The sequence below is a fragment of the Roseomonas sp. HF4 genome (genome assembly GCF_005222755.1).
In the GTDB taxonomy this organism is placed as follows: domain Bacteria; phylum Pseudomonadota; class Alphaproteobacteria; order Acetobacterales; family Acetobacteraceae; genus Neoroseomonas.
In genome coordinates this window covers 220,971-238,809 of record NZ_STGD01000003.1, presented here as the reverse complement: position 1 = coordinate 238,809, position 17,839 = coordinate 220,971, and the positions used below count along the sequence as shown (strand labels likewise).

Annotated in this window: 18 protein-coding genes; 8 read left to right on the top strand and 10 right to left on the bottom strand. The window is 70.8% G+C overall.

What is annotated here, in order from left to right; translation table 11 throughout:
- Nucleotides 1-3 precede the first annotated feature (3 nt).
- A complete protein-coding gene (locus tag E8M80_RS06730) occupies nucleotides 4-393 on the bottom strand; it encodes a PH domain-containing protein (protein WP_137124896.1) in 390 nt (129 codons plus the stop codon).
- A gap of 205 nt (nucleotides 394-598) precedes the next feature.
- Here E8M80_RS06730 and E8M80_RS06725 point away from each other — a divergent pair, with 205 nt between their 5' ends.
- The 3 genes from E8M80_RS06725 to E8M80_RS06720 all read left to right on the top strand — a co-directional run bounded on the left by E8M80_RS06725 (nucleotide 599) and on the right by E8M80_RS06720 (nucleotide 3,136).
- A complete protein-coding gene (locus tag E8M80_RS06725) occupies nucleotides 599-1,552 on the top strand; it encodes a RimK family alpha-L-glutamate ligase (protein WP_137124895.1) in 954 nt (317 codons plus the stop codon).
- A gap of 264 nt (nucleotides 1,553-1,816) precedes the next feature.
- On the top strand, nucleotides 1,817-1,966 hold the full coding sequence (locus E8M80_RS26265) for a hypothetical protein (RefSeq protein ID WP_206035583.1): 150 nt from the start codon (nucleotides 1,817-1,819) through the stop codon (nucleotides 1,964-1,966).
- Between the two features lie 12 nt (nucleotides 1,967-1,978).
- The gene (locus E8M80_RS06720; RefSeq protein WP_206035582.1) at nucleotides 1,979-3,136 is read left to right on the top strand and encodes a DUF1254 domain-containing protein; all 1,158 of its coding nucleotides are present in this window, start codon (nucleotides 1,979-1,981) and stop codon (nucleotides 3,134-3,136) included.
- 28 nt (nucleotides 3,137-3,164) lie between these two features.
- On the opposite strand, the gene E8M80_RS06715 is transcribed toward E8M80_RS06720, so the two are convergent.
- Nucleotides 3,165-3,863, bottom strand: a complete 699-nt coding sequence (locus tag E8M80_RS06715) for an alpha/beta fold hydrolase (RefSeq protein WP_137124894.1) — start codon at nucleotides 3,861-3,863, stop codon at nucleotides 3,165-3,167.
- Nucleotides 3,864-4,260: 397 nt separating this feature from the next.
- On the opposite strand from E8M80_RS06715, the gene E8M80_RS06710 reads away from it, so the two are divergent.
- From E8M80_RS06710 to E8M80_RS06700, 3 genes are all read left to right on the top strand, one after another.
- Complete coding sequence (locus E8M80_RS06710) at nucleotides 4,261-6,012, top strand: DEAD/DEAH box helicase (protein ID WP_370287260.1); 1,752 nt, start codon at nucleotides 4,261-4,263, stop codon at nucleotides 6,010-6,012.
- Between the two features lie 91 nt (nucleotides 6,013-6,103).
- Entirely contained in the window at nucleotides 6,104-7,303 is a 1,200-nt protein-coding gene (locus tag E8M80_RS06705; RefSeq protein WP_137124892.1) for an acyl-CoA dehydrogenase, read from the top strand.
- A gap of 22 nt (nucleotides 7,304-7,325) precedes the next feature.
- On the top strand, nucleotides 7,326-8,615 hold the full coding sequence (locus tag E8M80_RS06700; RefSeq protein ID WP_137124891.1) for a class I SAM-dependent RNA methyltransferase: 1,290 nt from the start codon (nucleotides 7,326-7,328) through the stop codon (nucleotides 8,613-8,615).
- Here E8M80_RS06700 and E8M80_RS06695 read toward each other — a convergent pair.
- Nucleotides 8,588-9,637, bottom strand: coding sequence for an FkbM family methyltransferase (locus E8M80_RS06695; protein ID WP_137124890.1), 1,050 nt, complete (start codon nucleotides 9,635-9,637; stop codon nucleotides 8,588-8,590). The two genes, E8M80_RS06700 and E8M80_RS06695, sit on opposite strands and share 28 nt — an antisense overlap.
- Nucleotides 9,638-9,808: 171 nt before the next feature.
- On the opposite strand from E8M80_RS06695, the gene E8M80_RS06690 reads away from it, so the two are divergent.
- Nucleotides 9,809-10,783 (top strand): MBL fold metallo-hydrolase, encoded by a 975-nt coding sequence (locus E8M80_RS06690; RefSeq protein ID WP_137124889.1) that lies wholly within the window; start codon nucleotides 9,809-9,811, stop codon nucleotides 10,781-10,783.
- A 70-nt stretch (nucleotides 10,784-10,853) separates the two neighbouring features.
- Nucleotides 10,854-11,819, top strand: coding sequence for an MBL fold metallo-hydrolase (locus E8M80_RS06685; protein WP_137124888.1), 966 nt, complete (start codon nucleotides 10,854-10,856; stop codon nucleotides 11,817-11,819).
- 21 nt (nucleotides 11,820-11,840) lie between these two features.
- Here E8M80_RS06685 and E8M80_RS06680 read toward each other — a convergent pair whose 3' ends face one another.
- The 7 genes from E8M80_RS06680 to sufB are packed head-to-tail and all read right to left on the bottom strand — an operon-like array spanning nucleotide 11,841 to nucleotide 17,836.
- A complete protein-coding gene (locus E8M80_RS06680) occupies nucleotides 11,841-12,209 on the bottom strand; it encodes an iron-sulfur cluster assembly accessory protein (RefSeq protein ID WP_137124887.1) in 369 nt (122 codons plus the stop codon).
- A gap of 11 nt (nucleotides 12,210-12,220) precedes the next feature.
- Entirely contained in the window at nucleotides 12,221-12,595 is a 375-nt protein-coding gene (locus E8M80_RS06675; RefSeq protein ID WP_137124886.1) for an SUF system Fe-S cluster assembly protein, read from the bottom strand.
- On the bottom strand, nucleotides 12,588-13,052 hold the full coding sequence (gene sufU / locus E8M80_RS06670; RefSeq protein ID WP_137125044.1) for a Fe-S cluster assembly sulfur transfer protein SufU: 465 nt from the start codon (nucleotides 13,050-13,052) through the stop codon (nucleotides 12,588-12,590). The genes E8M80_RS06675 and sufU overlap by 8 nt, the downstream gene beginning before the upstream one ends.
- 5 nt (nucleotides 13,053-13,057) lie before the next feature.
- The gene (locus E8M80_RS06665) at nucleotides 13,058-14,308 is read right to left on the bottom strand and encodes an aminotransferase class V-fold PLP-dependent enzyme (protein WP_137124885.1); all 1,251 of its coding nucleotides are present in this window, start codon (nucleotides 14,306-14,308) and stop codon (nucleotides 13,058-13,060) included.
- Entirely contained in the window at nucleotides 14,308-15,597 is a 1,290-nt protein-coding gene (gene sufD / locus E8M80_RS06660) for a Fe-S cluster assembly protein SufD (RefSeq protein ID WP_137124884.1), read from the bottom strand. Before sufD ends, E8M80_RS06665 begins: the two co-directional genes overlap by 1 nt.
- Nucleotides 15,594-16,340 (bottom strand): Fe-S cluster assembly ATPase SufC, encoded by a 747-nt coding sequence (gene sufC / locus E8M80_RS06655; protein WP_137124883.1) that lies wholly within the window; start codon nucleotides 16,338-16,340, stop codon nucleotides 15,594-15,596. The genes sufD and sufC overlap by 4 nt, the downstream gene beginning before the upstream one ends.
- Nucleotides 16,340-17,836, bottom strand: coding sequence for a Fe-S cluster assembly protein SufB (gene sufB / locus E8M80_RS06650; protein ID WP_137124882.1), 1,497 nt, complete (start codon nucleotides 17,834-17,836; stop codon nucleotides 16,340-16,342). Before sufB ends, sufC begins: the two co-directional genes overlap by 1 nt.
- Nucleotides 17,837-17,839 lie beyond the last annotated feature (3 nt).

Sequence of the window (17,839 nt, the reverse complement as noted above, 5' to 3'; positions counted from 1 at the left end):
CCGTCAGTCCAGCGTCGAGGCAGGCCCGGTCGGGCGGGCGGCGCGGTTCCAGAGGTTGCGGATGGTCTCGCTGACGGCCACGGGATCCGGCACGCCGCGCAGCACGTGCGCTTCCTCGCTGCGGCCCTCCATCGCCTTGACCAGGATGTCGCCGATGCCGGTCAGGCGCTGATAGAGGCTCTGGCGCACGACCACGTCGCGGATGCGGAAGATCTCGATGTCGTCGCGCACCTTGGTCAGGAAGCCGGAGGTGACGGTGATGCGCTCGTTCGTCACGGTGATGCGCTGGCGGCCGAGGAAGGGCAGGCCCAGCATCAGCATGGAAAGCACGAGCCAGAGCGGGCCGTAGGAGCGCTTCGTCTCCCGCGTCTCCAGCATGAGCGTTTCGGACATGCGATATCCCCCGAGCCCCTTCCCCGACCATTACGGGGTCGGGCCGCGCGGGGCAACGGGGAAGGCTTGGCGGCCGGCGGCCGCGCAACGGCATGGCCCTCTCCCGCGAAGTGCCCAACCGAAAGAATTTTATTCTTTTCGTGGGCCACTTGCGGCCATTGAAAAGAATTGTTTTCTCCGACCACACAAACCGTCGGAGCGCCACATGCCCAAGGTCCACGTCATCCACGAGAACGACGCCTGGCTGGCGCCGCTCCGCGCCTCCTTCGCGCGCCTCGGCGCGCCGCTCGAGGAATGGTTCCTCGACCGCGGTGTGCTCGACCTGACGGAGCCGCCGCCCGAGGGCGTCTTCTACAACCGCATGTCCGCCTCCTCGCACACGCGTGGCCATGTCTACGCGCCGGAATACGCGGCAGCCGTGATCGAGTGGCTCGAACGGCATGGGCGCACCGTGGTGAACGGGCGCCGCGCGCTGCAGCTCGAGGTCTCGAAGGTCGCGCAGTACGAGGCGCTGGCCGCCCTCGGCATCCCGACGCCCCCGACCGTGGCCGCGGTAGGTGAGCAGCACATCCGCGACGCCGCCGCGCGCATCGGCTTCCCGCTCATCCTGAAGCACAACCGCGCCGGCAAGGGGCTTGGCGTGCAACTCGTGCGCAGCGCCGCCGCGCTCGAAGAGGCTGTCGCGCGCATCGCCGCCAGCGAGGACCCGCACGCCCTGCCGCGCGACGGCATCTGGCTGGTGCAGCGCTACATCGCGGCACCCGAGCCCTTCATCACCCGCGCCGAGTTCGTGGCCGGGCGCTTCCTCTATGCCGTGCGCGTGGACACCTCGGAAGGCTTCGAGCTCTGCCCCGCCGATGCCTGCGCGGTGCCGGAGGGCGCCGCCTGCCCCGCCGTGGCGCCGGGCGAGAAGTTCCGCATCCTGGACGGCTTCACCCATCCGCTGCTGCCGCGCATGGAGGCCTTCCTGTCCGCCAACGGCATCGGCGTCGGCGCCATCGAGTTCATCACCGACGCGGCGGGCGCGACCTTCGCCTACGACGTCAACACGAACACCAACTACAACCCCGAGGCCGAGCGCCGCGCGGGCGTGTCGGCCACTGATGCGCTGGCGCGCCACCTGCTCGCGCTGCTGCCGCGGGCGGCAGAGGCGGCGTGATGATGCGCGCCCTTCGGCCCGCCGCCCCGCATATCGCGGCCGGATGGCCTCGGCGCGGTCGCCCAACCCGGACACGCTTTACAACGACGCGGCAACGGCATCGGTGGTAGGCTTTTCGAGTGCGAGGCTCGGACAACGATGGCCGCTTCGCTTCATGCCGAAGGTGACCGATGAAGAAGCGTGACCTGTTCCGTGCGTCGGCCCTGGCCGGTGCGGCCCTCACCCTGCCGCGCGTCGCGATCGCGCAGTCCAGCAGGCCCGGCGTTGTCGGCGCCGTCGAAGCCCGCCTTCGTCTTCGGCCTGCCGATCGTGATGAACTACACGGTCCTGTATGAATTCACGGTCGACCGCAACAGCGGCCAGTTCAAGGCGCCGTTCAACACCATGTGGAACGACGCGCAGGTCTTCACCTGACGCGACACCGCCGTGCCCACGCCCAACAGCGACACGCCCTATCCCATGTCCTGGCTCGACATGCGGGCCGAACCGGTGGTGATCACGGTGCCCGACGTGCCGGCCGGGCGCTACTTCTCGGTCCAGATCTGCGACGGCAACACCTACAATGTCGGCTACATCGGCAGCCGCACGACCGGGCAGGCGGGCGGGTCGTGGCTGGTGGCGGCACCCGGCTGGCAGGGCGCGACGCCGCCCGGCATCAAGGGCGTGATCCGTTCGACCACGCTCTTCGCGCTCACCATCTTCCGCACGCAGCTCTTCGGGCCCGACGACATGCCCAATGTGGTGGCGGTGCAGCGCGGCTACCGCACCGAGCCGCTCTCGACCTTCCTGCGCCAGCCCGCGCCGCCGGCCGCGCCCGAAATCCGCTGGCCGCGCGTCAACGCCGACCTCGCGAAGCACCATTTCTTCGACTACCTGGCCTTCGCGCTGCAGTTCAACCCGCCCCAGCCGAACGAGGCCGCGATCCGCGCGCAACTCGCCTCGATCGGCATCGACGGCCGCGGCACGCCGCTGCCCCATGCCTTCTTCGACCGGCTGGAACTGCTCTCCGCCGCCTTCGAGGGCAACCGGAAGGTCGAGGCCGCGGTCGCCGCCGCCGGCGTCAAGATGAACGGCTGGAACGTCGTCTACTTGCCCGGCAGCCCCGAGGGCTACAATGGCGACTGGATGCTGCGCGCCGTCGCCGCCCGCGCCGGCATCTACGCCAACAGTACCGAGGAAGCGACCTACCCCTTCACCCGCACCACCGCCACCGGCGAGGCACTGGACGGCAGCAAGGGTCGCTACACCCTGACTTTCCCCCCGGGTCAATTGCCGCCGGTCAACGCCTTCTGGTCGGTGACGATGTACCACGGCGGCAACCAGTTGCTCGTGCAGAACCCCATCGACCGCTACCTGATCAACTCGCCGATGCTGAACGGAATGAAGCGCAACCCCGATGGCGGCGTGACCATCCACATCCAGAAGGATGATCCGGGCGCCGAGTTGCGGCCGAACTGGCTGCCGGCGCCGGACGGGCCGATCTACCTCGTGATGCGACTCTACTGGCCGAAGACCGAGGCGCCGTCCCTGCTGCCGATCGGCCGCGGCCAATGGCAGCCGCCGGGAATCGTGCGGGCCAGTTGATCGCGGAGGGGTCCGGACGATCCGGCGTTCACGCGACGAGCCAGGCGGCCAGCGCCGCCGTCACCGCCTCCGGGGTCTCCATGGTCGGCAGATGCCCGGCGGCGGCGAAGCGAACGAGCCGCGCGCCCGGTATCAGCGCGACCATCTCCTCGGCCAGGACGGGCGGTGTCAGCGCGTCCTCCGACCCCACGCCAACCAGAGTCGGCACCGCGATCCGTGCGAGGAGCGGCCGGGAATCGACGCGGTGCATGATCGCGTCCTGCTGGCGGAGGAAGGCGTCCTTGCCGATGCGCTCGGCCATCGCCATCACCTCGGCGGCAAGCGGCGTCTCGAGGCGGGAGGGGTGGATCAACTGCGGCAGCAGGCGCGGCGTGACTCCACGGAACTGCCCCGTCCGCGCGAGCGAGAGCAGCCCGCGCCGCCGCCGCGTCTGCTCCGGCGTGTCAGGACGGGCGGAGGTGTCGAGCAGCGCGAGGCGCGTGACGCGCCCCGGCGCCTGGCGCATGACCTCGAGCGCGACGTAGCCGCCCATGGAGAGGCCGGCGAGCGCGACGGGGCCCTCGACCGCGGCCAGGGCGCGCGCCGCCATCGCCTCGATCCGGTCGTCCTGCGTGAGGTCGGCGACCACGGGCCGGGCCAGCGGTGCCAGCGCCGCCGCCTGGTCCCGCCAGAGCCTGGCGTCGCAGAGCAGCCCGGGCAGGAGAAGAAGCGTCGGCGTCTCGGTCATGCGCGCGGCTCTATCGCGCCCGGTGGGGGCCGTAAATGCGGCTGCGCCGGGGACGGGCTGCGTATTCCTTGATTTTCCCCCCGAAGCGGCGCATACCGCGCGCGCTCGTGGATTGGCGGGCCGGATAGCCGGCCCCGGAGTGCGCCCCGCCGGGGCTCGGCCACCCACCGCACAATCAGGCTGGCCGCCCGGTGCGCCGGGCCCATGGAAAAGAGCGACTTTGAACCATCTTCCCGAGACGGCCGCGAACGCGGCCGAAGCCCCGGCTCAGCCGGGTCCCGCCACCGAGACGGCGATCGCCGCTGCCGGCGACGACACGACCCGGCGCGACGAGGCCGACGTGAACGCCGCGCCCGCCCCGCCGGCAGACGCCGCCGCCCTGGCCGAGGACGAGGCCATTGCGGACGTGCGCGACGCGGCCCGCGAGGACGAGGAGGACGAGGAGGACGAGTCGGCGCCGCCGCGCACAACCTTCGCCGATCTCGGCCTGTCGGACGAACTGCTCCGCGCCGTGGAGGAATCCGGCTACGTCCACCCGACGCCGATCCAGGAAGCAGCCATCCCGTCCGTGCTCATGGCGCGCGACGTGCTGGGCTGCGCGCAGACGGGCACGGGCAAGACCGCCTCCTTCGTGCTGCCGATGCTCGACATCCTGACCGGCAGCCGGGCCAAGGCGCGCATGCCGCGGTCCTTGATCCTGGAGCCGACGCGCGAACTGGCGCTGCAGGTGGCCGAAAACTTCGAGAAGTACGGCAAGTACCTGAAGCTGAACCACGCGCTGCTGATCGGCGGCGAGAGCATGAACGACCAGCGCGACGTGCTCGACAAGGGCGTCGACGTGCTGATCGCGACGCCTGGCCGGCTGCTCGACCTGTTCGACCGGGGCCGCATCCTGATGGCCGACGTCAAGCTGCTCGTGATCGACGAGGCGGACCGGATGCTCGACATGGGGTTCATCCCCGATGTCGAGCGCATTGTCTCGATGATCCCGAAGATCCGCCAGACGCTGTTCTTCTCCGCCACCATGGCGCCCGAGATCCGGCGCCTGGCCGATGCGTTCCTGTCGAACCCGAAGGAGATCTCGGTCTCGGCGCCGGCCTCGGTCGCGACCACCATCGTGGCGGGCCTGGTCTATGTACAGCCGATGGACAAGCGCGAGGCGCTCCGCCGGCTGATCCGGAGCGAGCAGGTGCAGAGCGCGCTGATCTTCTGCAACAAGAAGGTCGAGGTCGACATCCTCTACAAGTCGCTGAAGAAGCATCGCTTCAGCGTCGGCGCCCTGCACGGGGACATGGACCAGTCGACGCGCTTCGCGACGCTGAACGCCTTCAAGGCCGGTGAGCTGCAGTTGCTCGTCTGCTCGGACGTCGCGGCGCGCGGCATCGACATCGGCGGCCTGTCGCACGTGTTCAACTTCGACGTGCCCTTCCGCGACGAGGACTACGTCCATCGCATCGGCCGTACCGGCCGCGCAGGGCGCGAGGGCCACGCCTACACCATCGCGACCGCCGACGACGCGAAGAACGTCGCCGCGATCGAGAAGCTGACCGGCAAGCCGATCCCGCGCATCTTCGTGGAGGGGCTCGACCCCGTCACGGACGCCGAGATCGAGGAAGCGCGCAACGCACCCCGCGGCCGCGGGCGCGGGCGGTCCGCCGCCCCCGCCAAGGGCCGCGGCGGCGACCGACGCGAGGGCGGCCGGCGCGAAGGCGCGTCCCGCCGCGACGGCCCGCCGCGCGAACGCGCGCCGCGTGAGCGCGAGGAGGCGGCCGAGGCCGCCCCGCGGCCGCGCCGCGAGCGGGATGAGGCCGCGGAGGCCGCGCCGCGCCCGCGCCGCGAACGGGGCGAGCGCGACCGCGAAGCCGGCCGCGAGCGTGGCGCCGACCGCGAGCGCAGCGGCGACCGTAGCGCGCGCATCGAGCGCGAGGCCGCCGAGCCTGCCCGCGAGCCGCGCCGGGACCGCGAGCGCGACGCCGCCCCGCGCGACCGGGACCCGAGCCGCGAGCGCCGCTACCGCCAGGAAGACCTCGGCCCGGCGGTGAAGGGCTTCGGCGATGCCGTGCCGGCCTTCATGCTGATCCCGCTGCCGCGGCCGCGTGCCGAGAAGCCGGCCGCGACCGACGCGGCGCCCGAGACCGAGGCCGCCTGAAACCGGGCCGGGCAGCGGCCCGGCTCCTCATTGAGATTGCCCGACCGCCGGCGGCGACGCATCCTGCCGGCAAGATGCCGGAGGACATGCCATGAACGTCGTCTCCAAGCCCCCCGTCCGCGCGCAGTTCGTCTGGGACGACCCGCTGCTGCTCGACGGCGTCCTCACCGAGGACGAACGCATGATCCGCGACAGCGCGCGCCAGTTCTGCCAGGAGCGCCTGCAGCCCCGCGTCCAGGAAGCCTTCCGGAAGGAGCACTTCCACCGCGAGATCATGAACGAGTTCGGCGAGATGGGCTTCCTGGGCGCGACGCTCGACAGCCATGGCTGCGCGGGCGTCGGCTACGTCTCCTACGGGCTGATGGCGCGCGAGGTGGAGCGCGTCGATTCCGGCTATCGCTCCGCGTTCAGCGTGCAGTCCTCGCTCGTGATGTTCCCGATCCACGCCTACGGTTCGGACGCGCAGAAGGACAAGTACCTGCCGAAGCTGCGCACCGGCGAATGGGTCGGCTGCTTCGGCCTGACCGAGCCCGATGCCGGATCCGACCCTTCGTCCATGCGCACGCGCGCGAAGAAGGTCGATGGCGGCTACCTGCTCTCCGGCTCCAAGACCTGGATCACGAATTCGCCCATTGCCGACATCGCGGTGATCTGGGCGAAGGACGATGACGGCGTGCTGCGCGGCTTCGTGCTCGAGCGCGGCATGAAGGGCCTGAGCTTCCCCAAGATCGAGGGCAAGTTCAGCCTGCGCGCCAGCGTGACCGGCATGATCATGATGGACGAGGTCTTCGTGCCGGAGGAGAACCGCCTGCCCGGCGTGAAGTCGTTGGCCGGCCCCTTCTCCTGCCTCAACCGCGCGCGCTACGGCATCGCCTGGGGCTCGATGGGCGCGGCCGAGGATTGCTGGCACCGCGCGCGCGACTACACGCTGAACCGCAAGATGTTCGGCAAGCCGCTGGCCGGCACGCAGCTCATCCAGAAGAAGCTCGCGGACATGATGACCGAGATCACGCTCGGCCTGCATGCGGTGCTGCGCGTCGGCCGCCTGATGGACGAGCACCGCGAGGCGCCGGAGATGATCTCCCTGGTCAAGCGCAACAACTGCGGCAAGGCACTGGATATCGCGCGCGTGGCGCGCGACATGCACGGCGGCAATGGGATCGTGGACGAATACCATGTGATCCGCCACGTCATGAACCTCGAGACGGTGAACACCTACGAGGGCACGCACGACGTCCACGCGCTGATCCTGGGCCGCGCGCAGACCGGGCTGAACGCCTTCGGGGGCTGAGCGGGCCGGCGCGGCACGCGCCATGGACCTGACGATCGAACGCATGGGGGCCGGCGGCGACGGCGTTGCCGCCGGCCCTGTCTATGTGCCGCGCGCCCTGCCCGGCGAACGCGTGCGCGTGCGCGCTGCCGGGAAGCGCGGCGACGGCCAGGCGGCGGTGCTGGAGGTCGTTCTGGCGCCGAGCCCCGACCGCCTGCCGCCCCGCTGCCCGCATTTCGACGAGGGCTGCGGCGGCTGCGCCGTGCAGCACTGGGCGCCGGCGGCGCAGGCGAATTGGAAACGCGCGCGCCTGGCCGAGGCGCTGGCCCGCGCAGGCTTCCCCGCGGCACCGGTGGCCGAGACGGTAACGACGCCGCCCGGCCGCCGCCGCCGGGCGGACCTCGCGCTGAAGCGCGCGCCGGGCGGCGTCGTGCTCGGCTTCCACCGGGCGGGCAGCGCCGAGGTTCTCGACCTGATCGCCTGCACCGTGCTGGACCCGCGGATCGTCGCCCTGTTTGCGCCGATGCGTGCGATGCTGCGCCGCCTCCAGGCGCTGCGGCGGGACGGTTCGGCGGTGGTCAACCTGCTCGACACCGGGCCCGACCTGCTGCTGCGGACGGACGGGCCGCTCATGGCCACCGACCGCGCGCTGCTTGCGGCCTTCGCGGCCGAGGTCGGGCTGCCGCGCATCACCTGGGCGGAGCGCGAGGCGCCGGCCGAGATCGCCGCGCAGCACGGGCCGGCAACCATCACCTTTTCGGGCGCCGAGGTGGCGGCGCCGCCGGGCGCCTTCCTGCAGGCGAGTCCCGAGGGCGAGGCCGCGATCGTCGCCGCCGTGCTGGCGGCGTTGCCGGCGCGGCTCGCGGGACGCGGGCGCATCGCCGACCTGCATGCGGGGCTCGGCACGCTCTCGGTCCCGCTCGCGTCCCGCGGGCGCGTCGCCGCCTTCGAGGGCGATGCGGATGCCGTCGCGGCGCTCTCGGCCGCGGCGGGGCGTGCGGGGGTTAAGGTCACGGCGACGCGGCGCGACCTCGCGCGGCAACCGCTGACCGCGGCGGAACTCGGCGCCTTCGCGGCCGTCGTGCTGGACCCGCCCCATGCCGGGGCGGCGGAGCAGGTGGCGCTGCTGGCGCGCAGCCAGGTGCAGGTCGTCGTCTATGTGTCCTGCAACCCCGTGGCACTGTCGCGCGATGCGCGCGCCTTCGCGGTCGCAGGCTGGCATGTCGCGGCGGCGACGCCGATCGACCAGTTCGTTCATTCGGCGCAGCTCGAGGCGGTGGTCGCCTTCACGCGCGGCGCGATGCCTCAGCGCGGCTCCATCCGGGAGAGGTAGAGCGTCGCGACGCGGCGTTCGCCCAGCAGCTGCTCGGCCGTGCAGGGCTTGGCGCGCGAATCCCCGTCCACGTAATGCAGCGGGTAGCGCGCCGAGAGCGCCGCGAGCAGCGCCGGCGCCTCCTTGCACCGGTTGGCGTCGAATTCCAGCAGGATGCGCAGGTTGGGGCTGCGGTCGAGCAGCCCGCCGAGGCCGGCCACGATGGAATCCGCGGCCGTCGCCACGCCGATTCGCAGGAAGTCCACGCTGCCGGGCTCGAAATCCTGCAGCGCCACGGCGGGCGCGGGCGCGCCGGCGCGGCCCTTCTCGAAGGTGAACCAGTTGGCGTGCTGGCCGTGGAAGGGGCCGGTCAGCAGCGCGGGGACACGCAGGCTGTCCCGCGCCGCCTCAGCGGCGGCCATGCGGTGGATGGCGACCACGTCGCCGAGTCCGTTCACCGCGATGTTGCGCTGCAGCAGCCAGTGCAGCCAGGGATTGGGCTCGAAGGCCACGACGCGGCCGGCCGGCCCGACCAGGTCGGCCAGCACCGCGGTGTAGTAACCGTAGATGGCGCCGATGTCGTACGCGGTCTCGCCGCGCGCCACGTTGCGGCACACGAACTCGGTGATCCAGTATTCCCAGTAGCCGTCCAGCAGAAGATGCGGCGCGATGCCGCCATCGGCCGCGTCGGCGAACATCTTGAAGCGGCCGAGGGTGCGGCAGAGCACGCTGCCGTCGGGCAGCGGAATGTTCTGGGTGCGGTCGCGGATCAGCGCCTCGACCTGGCGGCGGTTGCCGCCGCGGAACAGCTCCTCGAGCGTCGCGATGTCGCGCCGGCCCATCGCGGCGTGCATCGCCTCGAGTTCGGCGCGCACGGCCGCCAACTCGCCGCGCATGCGGAACAGCTCGTCATGCGTCGCGTAGCCGCCCTGCGGCGCAGAGCCGGACCCGGTGGCGAAGAGCCATGACAGGAGGCGCGGCACGACGCCGCGCCGGCGGGGCGCCTCGATCGGCATCGGCAGGTTCGAATCGTCCTTCGGCACTGGTCTCGTGTGAACCCCTGGCTTGAACCCTGGCGCCTCGGGTTCGAAAATCTCACCAACCGGGGATGCGCGCAATGCGCGATTGTTGGACCTTCGGCCTTGATCGGCGCGCGCGGCAACCCACCCTTGCCCAGGCCACGTCGCAAGGCGCACGGCCAAGGAGACCACGCCATGACCAGCCGACGCACCGCCCTTTTCACAGCCGGTGCCGCAATCGCCGCGCCCGCGATGCTCCGCAGCCGGGGCGCCCTGGCGCAGGCCGCCGCTCCGGCCGCGCCGCAGGCGCCTGGTTTCTATCGATTCCGGGTCGGCGGCTTCATCGTCACGACGGTGCATGACGGCTTCTTCGCCCGCCCGCTCGAGGGCTTTGTGCGCAACGCCCCGCTGGCCGAGGTGCAGGCCGTGGCGCGGGACGCCTTCCTGCCCACGGACCGTACACTCATTCCCTTCACGATCACCTTCGTCGCGCGCGGCGACACGGTCGCGGCATTCGACGCCGGCAACGGCGTGACGCCCGCCAATGCCACCAACGGGCGCATGATCGCGAACATGGCGGCGGCCGGGATCGACCCGGCGCGCGTCACGCATGTGGTCCACAGCCATTTCCACGGCGACCACATCAATGGCCTGCTCGACGCCGGAGGCGCGCGCGCCTTCCCGAACGCCGAGGTGCTGGTGCCAAGCACCGAATGGGCCTGGTGGACCACCGAGGGCAACCAGACGCGCAGCCCAGAGGGCCAGCGTGGCACCTTCGCCAACGTCGCGCGCCGCTTCGCTCCCTACCAGGGCCGGGTACGGCCCTTCGAGCCGGGCGCCGAGGTGCTGCCCGGCATCACCTCCATGGCGGCCTACGGCCACACGCCCGGCCACACGGTGTTCCGCATCGCCGACGGCGACGCCCAGATGATGTTCCTGGCCGACCTGACGAACCGCCCCGAGATCATGATGGCGCGGCCGGACTGGCAGATTGTCTTCGACTTCGACGGCGACGCGGCCGCCACGGTGCGCCGACGCGTGCTCGACATGGTCGCGACCGACCGCATCCGCGTCACGGGCTACCACTACCCCTTCCCGGCGAACGGCTACGTCGCGCGCGCCGGCCAGGGCTTCCGCTTCGTGCCGGCCGACTGGTCGAGCACGGTGTGACCTTGTCGCTTGCAACGGCGCGCGGCGGGGACATCGTCGCGCGTCCCTTCGGGGCTGGGAGGCCCAACGCATGACCAACATCACCCGCCGCGGCGCGATCGGCGCGGCCACCATCCTCGCCGCGCCCGCACTGCTGGGTGCCCGCCAGGCCAATGGGCAGGCCGCGGCGCCGCCGGTGGTCGGCCCGACCTTCCACCGCTTCCGGGTGGGCGCACTGACCGTGACGGTGGTGACCGACGGCACCAATGTCCGCGCCGACGCGACCCGCGGGCTGGTGGCGAACGCATCGCCCGAGCAGGTTGCCGCGGCGATGCAGGGTGCGGGCCTCACCGGGGCTGCCATGCGCAACCCCTTCAACGTGACCTTCGTCGAGACGCCGCGCGGGCTGATCGCGCTCGATGCCGGCACCGGCGGCTTCCCGAATACCGACACCGGCACGCTGCAGGCGAACATGCGCGCGGCGGGGCTCGACCCCGCGCGCGTCGTGCTCGTGGCGCACACGCATTTCCATGGCGACCACATCGGCGGGCTGCTCGCATCGGACGGCAGCGCGGTCTTCCCGCAGGCCGAGGTCGCGGTGCCGGAACGCGAATGGGCCTTCTGGACCGATGCGGGCGAGGAATCCCGCGCGGCCGAGAACCGCCGCCCGAACTTCGCCAATGTCCGCCGTCGCTTCGCGCCCTACCAGCAGCGCCTGTCGCGCTTCGCCCCCGACGCCGAGGTGGCGCCCGGCATCCGCGCCGTCGCCAGCAACGGCCACAGCCCGGGGCACAATTCCTTCCTGGTGCATGACGGCAGCCAGCAGGCGCTGGTGATCGGCGACGCCATCACGTCGCCGACCTTCTTCATGGTGAACCCCGAATGGTACCCGGTGTTCGACATGGACCCGACCATGGCGGTGGAGACGCGCAAGCGCCTGCTCGACCGCGCGGCGACCGACCGCATGCCGGTGGTCGGCTATCACTTCGACATGCCGGCGACCGGGCGCGTCGAGCGCGCCGGGACGGGCTACCGGCTGGTGCCGGCGAACGCCTGATGGTGAGGCGCGGCGGGTCCTTCAGACGTGGAAGGACTCGCCGCAGCCGCAGCGGCCCTTCTCGTTCGGATTGGTGAAGGTGAAGCCCGCGGTCATCGCCTTCACCTCGTAGTCCATCACCGTGCCGATCAGGAACAGGGTCGCCTTGCGGTCGATCAGCACGGTCACGCCCTTGTCCGAGACGACCTCGTCCGAGGTCGCGGCCGCATCCGTCCAGGACAGGTCGTAGGACAGGCCGGAACAGCCCTTGGTCTTGACCGCGATGCGCAGCAGCTTCCCGTGCTCCCCCTTCGCATAAAGGGCGCGCAGGCGGTCGGCCGCGGCGTCGGTCAGCCCCATCAGGGGCGGCAGGGCGCGCCGGGAGCGCGGGGCTTCGGTGGTGGTGCTCATGCTGCGGGCCCTCAGAACATGTTGAGAGCGAGGCGGGCGTCCTCGCTCATGCGCGACGGGTCCCAGGGCGGGTCCCACACGACCTCGACCAGCACGTCGGTCACGCCGTCCACGGCACGCACGGCGTCGTCCACCTGGGCCGGCAGTTCCTGCGCCGAGGGGCAGGAGGGCGTGGTCAGGGTCATCTCGACCTTGACCTTGCCGTCGTCCTCGATCTCGACCGCGTAGATCAGGCCGAGCTGGTAGATGTCGACCGGGATCTCGGGGTCGTAGACGGTCGAGATCGCGGCGATCACGGCGTCCTCGCTCACCTTGGGCGCCGGCGGCGTGACCTCGCCATCGGGCGTCCAGGCGCTGCGGGTCTCGGTGGTGGCGTCGTCACTCACTGCTCGCCTCCTTGGTCCCGTCGAGCGCGGCGTTCAGCGTATGCCACGCGAGCGTCGCGCATTTCACGCGGGAGGGAAATTCATGCACGCCCGACAGCGGCGCCAGGCGTTCCATGTCGTCGGCCAGCGCGGCGCCGCAGTCGGGGCATGCGCCGGTCATGGCCAGTTCGCGGAACTTGGCGCCCAGGTCCTTCGCCTCCGCCGGCGTCTTGCCCTTCACGACCTCGGTCATCAGGGACGCCGACGCGGTCGAGATGGCGCAGCCGCGGCCCTGGAAGGCGGCATCGGCGATGGTGCCGTCCGGCGCGCGCTTCACGAACAGCTCGATCCGGTCGCCGCACATCGGGTTGTCGCCGCGCCCCGTGGCGTCGGCATCCTCGAGCCGGCGGAAGTTCCGCGGCTTGCGGCCATGGTCCAGGATGACCTCCTGGTAGAGGTCGCGCAGGTCGTCGAACAGCCCGCTCATTTGAAGAACTCCCGCGCTTCCGCCAGCGCGCGCGCCAGGAGGTCCACCTCCTCCTTCGTCGTATAGAGGCCGAAGGAGGCACGGGTCGTGCCGTTCTCCATGCCGAAGCGAGCGTGCAGCGGCTCGGCGCAGTGCCGCCCGGCGCGCACGGCGATGCCGGCACGGTCGAGCAGGGTCGCGAGGTCGTGCGGATGTGCCGCATCCATGGCGAAGGCGAAGACGCCGCCGCGGTCCTGCGCGCGGCCCATCAGGGTCAGGCCGGGGACACCGGCCAGCGCGCCCATGGCGTGGTCGACCAGTGCCCGCTCATGCGCCTCGATCGCGCCCATGCCGATGGCGGTGACGTAGTCGATCGCGGCGTGCAGGCCGACGGCCTCGATGATGGGCGGCGTGCCGGCCTCGAACTTCGCAGGGGCTGGTGCCCATTCGGATGTCTCGAAGGTGACGGCGCTGATCATGTCGCCGCCGCCGAGGAAGGGCGGCATGCGGTCGAGGTGTTCGAGCCGCGCCCACAGCACGCCAATGCCAGTCGGCCCGTACAGCTTGTGCCCTGTGAAGCAGTAGAAGTCGCAGCCGATCGCCTGCACGTCCACGCGCCGGTGCACCGCGGCCTGGGAGCCGTCGAGCAGCACTTTCGCACCCTGCGCATGGGCCAGCGCCACGATGCGCTCGACCGGCGTGACGGTGCCGAGCACGTTCGACATGTGCGCGATTGCGACGAGGCCCACCTTGCCGTCCGCGAGCTTCGCCTCGAGGTCGTCCATGTCGATCTCGCCGGCATCGGTCACGCGGCAGACGCGGAGTTCGATGCCGCGATTGTCGTCGCGCAGCATCTGCCAGGGCACGATGTTGGCGTGGTGCTCGAGTTCGCTGATCAGCACCGCCTGGCCGGGCTTCATCACGCCGCGGCCCCAGGAATGAGCGACGAGGTTCATCGCCTCGGTGCTGTTCTTCGTGAACACGACCTCGCGCGCATCGGCCGCGTTGATGAAGCGGGCGGTGGCGGTCCGGGCGGCCTCGTAGGCGTCGGTCGCGAGCTCACTGAGCCGATAGGCGCCGCGATGGACGTTGGCGTAGGCGGTCTCCATGCAGCGGACCATCGCGTCGATCACCGCGCGCGGCTTCTGCGCCGACGCCCCGGAATCGAGGAACACCAGCGGCCGCCCACGCGCCTGCGGCTGCGACAGGATCGGGAAATCCTGCCGGATGCGCGCCACGTCGAACGGGGCAGCCGCGATGCCGTCCATCACGCGGCCACCCCCTGCCGTTCCCACCAGGCATCCAGCACGCGGGTCAGCGCGCCCTTCAGCGTTTCGTCCGTAACGGTCTCGACCGCCTCGTGCAGGAAGGCCTCGACCAGCATCGCGCGCGCCTGGTCCCCGGGGATACCGCGGGAGCGGAGGTAGAACAGGCTGTCGGCGTCGAGCGCGCCGACCGTCGCGCCGTGGCTGCACTTCACGTCGTCGGCATAGATCTCGAGCTGCGGCTTGCTATCGATCTCGGCCTCCTCGCTCAGCAGCAGGGCCTGGTTCATCTGGTAGCCGTCGGTGCGCTGCGCCACGCGATGGACGTGGATCTTGCCCTGGAAGACGCCACGCGCACGGCCCGTGAGCACCGTCTTGTAGGTCTGGCGGCTGGCGCAGTCCGGCGCGGCATGGTCAAGCGACGTGGTCGTGTCCACGTGCTGGCCGTCGGCGGCCATCTGCGCCCCGTTCATGTGGCAGGCCGCATGCGGCCCGACCAGGGCGGCGTGGATCTCGTTGCGCGTGAGGCGCGGCCCAGCGGCCACGGTGAAGTTGTCGTAGGTCGCCCCCGCCGCGATGCGCGCATAGATGGTCGACAGGTGGAAGACCGTCGCCGCCTCCTGCAGCATCCGGCCGTGGGTCAGCATGGCGCCCTCGGCCACGTCGATCTCGAAGACCGGGTTGTGCAGGCAGGTGCCGGCGCCGGTAGCCGTCTCGATCAGCGTCAGGCGGGCGCCAGCGCCGAGGCGGACCAGGTGGCGCGGATGGAAGGCGAAGGGCCGCCCGGGATCGACCGCGACCGAGACGAGCTCGAGCAGCCCGCCATCCACGCCCTCGGGCAGTTCTAGGAAGACCCCGTCCTCGAACAGCATGGTGTTTAGCGCCGCGAGCGGCTCGGCCTCGGGCTTCGCCAGCGCGCCGAGATGCGGTTCGGCCTCGGCCAGGTCCTGCGCCAGTCCGCGCACGCGGAAGGGAAGCCCGTCGAGCGTCGAGAGGTCGAGACGGAAGCGCCCATCCACGAAGACCGCGCGGTGCGGCGAGTTCGCCGCGGGCAGGCGAACGCTGCCGCCCACGCTGGTCAGCGGCTCGGCGAAGGCGGCCTGCGCGACGGGCGCGAGGTCGGTGTACTTCCACTGCTCGACGCGGCGTGTCGGGAAGCCGCGCGCGGCGAAATGCGCGGCGGCGTCGGCGCGCAGTGCATTCAGCCAAGGCTTGCGGGCGCCGGGCAGGTGGTCCTTCAGCCCTTCGTAGCGCGCGAGGAAGCCGGCCGCGCCGGTCTGCGCCGCCGTCATGCCGCGGCCTGGACGGCGCCGTAGCCCTGCGCCTCCAGCTCCTGCGCCAGTTCCGGGCCGCCGGACTTCACGATGCGCCCGCCCATCAGCACGTGCACGCGGTCCGGCACGATGTAGTCGAGCAGCCGCTGGTAATGCGTGATGACCAGCGCCGAGAAGCCCGGGCCGCGCATCGCGTTCACGCCATCGGCCACGATCTTGAGCGCATCGATGTCGAGCCCGCTGTCCGTCTCGTCCAGGATGGCGAACGCCGGCTGCAACAGCGCCATCTGCAGGATCTCGTTGCGCTTCTTCTCGCCGCCCGAGAAGCCGACATTGACGCCGCGCTTGAGCATGTCCTCGGGCATCGAGAGCGCCTTCATGCGTTCGCGCGCCAGCTTCAGGAACTGCATGGCGTCGAGGTCGCTCTCGCCACGCCCGCGCCGGACGGCGTTGAGCGCGGTGCGGAGGAACATCGCATTGCCCACGCCGGGCAACTCCACCGGATACTGGAAGGCGAGGAAGACGCCCGCGGCGGCACGCTCCTCAGGCTCCATCGCCAGGATGTCGCGGCCGTCGAGGGTGGCGATGCCGCCCGTCACCTCGTACCCGTCGCGCCCGGCCAGCACGTAGGACAGGGTGGACTTGCCCGACCCGTTCGGGCCCATGATGGCGTGCACCTCGCCCGTCGGCACCTGGAGGTCGATCCCCTGCAGGATCGGCTTGCCGTCGACCTCGGCGGTCAGTCCTTCGATATGCAACATCAACCGACGCTCCCCTCGAGCGAAATCTGCAACAGCTTCTGGGCTTCCACCGCGAACTCCATCGGCAGCTCCTTCAGGACCTCGCGGCAGAAGCCGTTGACGATGAGGCCGACCGCTTCCTCCTGCGTCAGCCCGCGCTGGCGGCAGTAGAACAGCTGGTCCTCGGCGATGCGGCTCGTCGTCGCCTCGTGCTCGACCTTGGCCGTCGCGCAGCGGTTCTCGATGTAGGGCACGGTGTGCGCGCCGCAGAGGTCGCCGATCAGCAGGCTGTCGCACTGCGTGAAGTTACGCGCGCCGGCGGCCTTGGCACCGATCCGCACCAGGCCACGATAGGTGTTCTGCCCGTGCCCCGCGCTGATGCCCTTCGACACGATGGTCGACTTGGTGCGCGGCCCGATGTGGAACATCTTCGTGCCGGTATCGGCCTGCTGGTAGTTGTTCGTGATGGCGACGGAGTAGAATTCGCCCACGCTGTCCTCGCCCTGCAGGATGCAGGACGGATACTTCCACGTGATGGCCGAGCCCGTCTCCACCTGCGTCCAGGAAATCTTGGACCGCGCGCCGCGGCAGGCGCCGCGCTTGGTCACGAAGTTGTAGATGCCGCCCTTGCCCTCGGCGTCGCCGGGGTACCAGTTCTGCACCGTGGAATACTTGATGGTGGCGTCGTCCATCGCGACCAGCTCGACCACCGCGGCATGCAGCTGGTTCTCGTCGCGCATCGGGGCCGTGCAGCCCTCCAGATACGAGACGTGCGAGCCCGCATCCGCGATGATCAGCGTGCGCTCGAACTGCCCCGTGCTTTTCGCGTTGATACGGAAATAGGTGGACAGCTCCATCGGGCAGCGCACGCCCTTCGGGATGTAGACGAAGGACCCGTCGGTGAAGACCGCGCTGTTCAGCGCCGCGAAGAAATTGTCGCCCTGCGGCACGACCGTGCCGAGGTATTTCCGCACCAGCTCCGGGTGGTTCTGCACCGCCTCGCTGATCGAGCAGAAAATCACGCCGTCCTTCTCGAGCCGCGCCTTGAACGTGGTCGCGACGCTCACGCTGTCGAACACCGCGTCGACCGCGACGGGCAGGCGGCCCTCGGCCGGCGTTTCGCCGGCGCCCTCGACGCCGGCCAGGATCGCCTGCTCGCGGATCGGGATGCCGAGCTTCTCATAGGTGCGCAGCAGCTCGGGATCGACCTCGTCGAGCGACCTCGGCCCCGGCTTCTTCACCGGCGCGGCGTAGTAGTAGCTGTCCTGGTAGTCGATCGGCGGGTACTTGACCGCGGCCCAGCGCGGCTCCTCCATGGTCTTCCAGGCGGCGAAGGCGCGCAGGCGCCATTCGAGCAGCCACTCGGGCTCGTTCTTCTTGGCGCTGATGAAGCGGACGATGTCCTCGTTCAGCCCCTTGGGCGCGAACTCCATCTCGATGTCGGTCTCGAAGCCCCACTTGTAGCCGGACTCCGCGACCGCCTGGACGGTCTCGATGGTCTCCGTGACGGCAGGCATTGG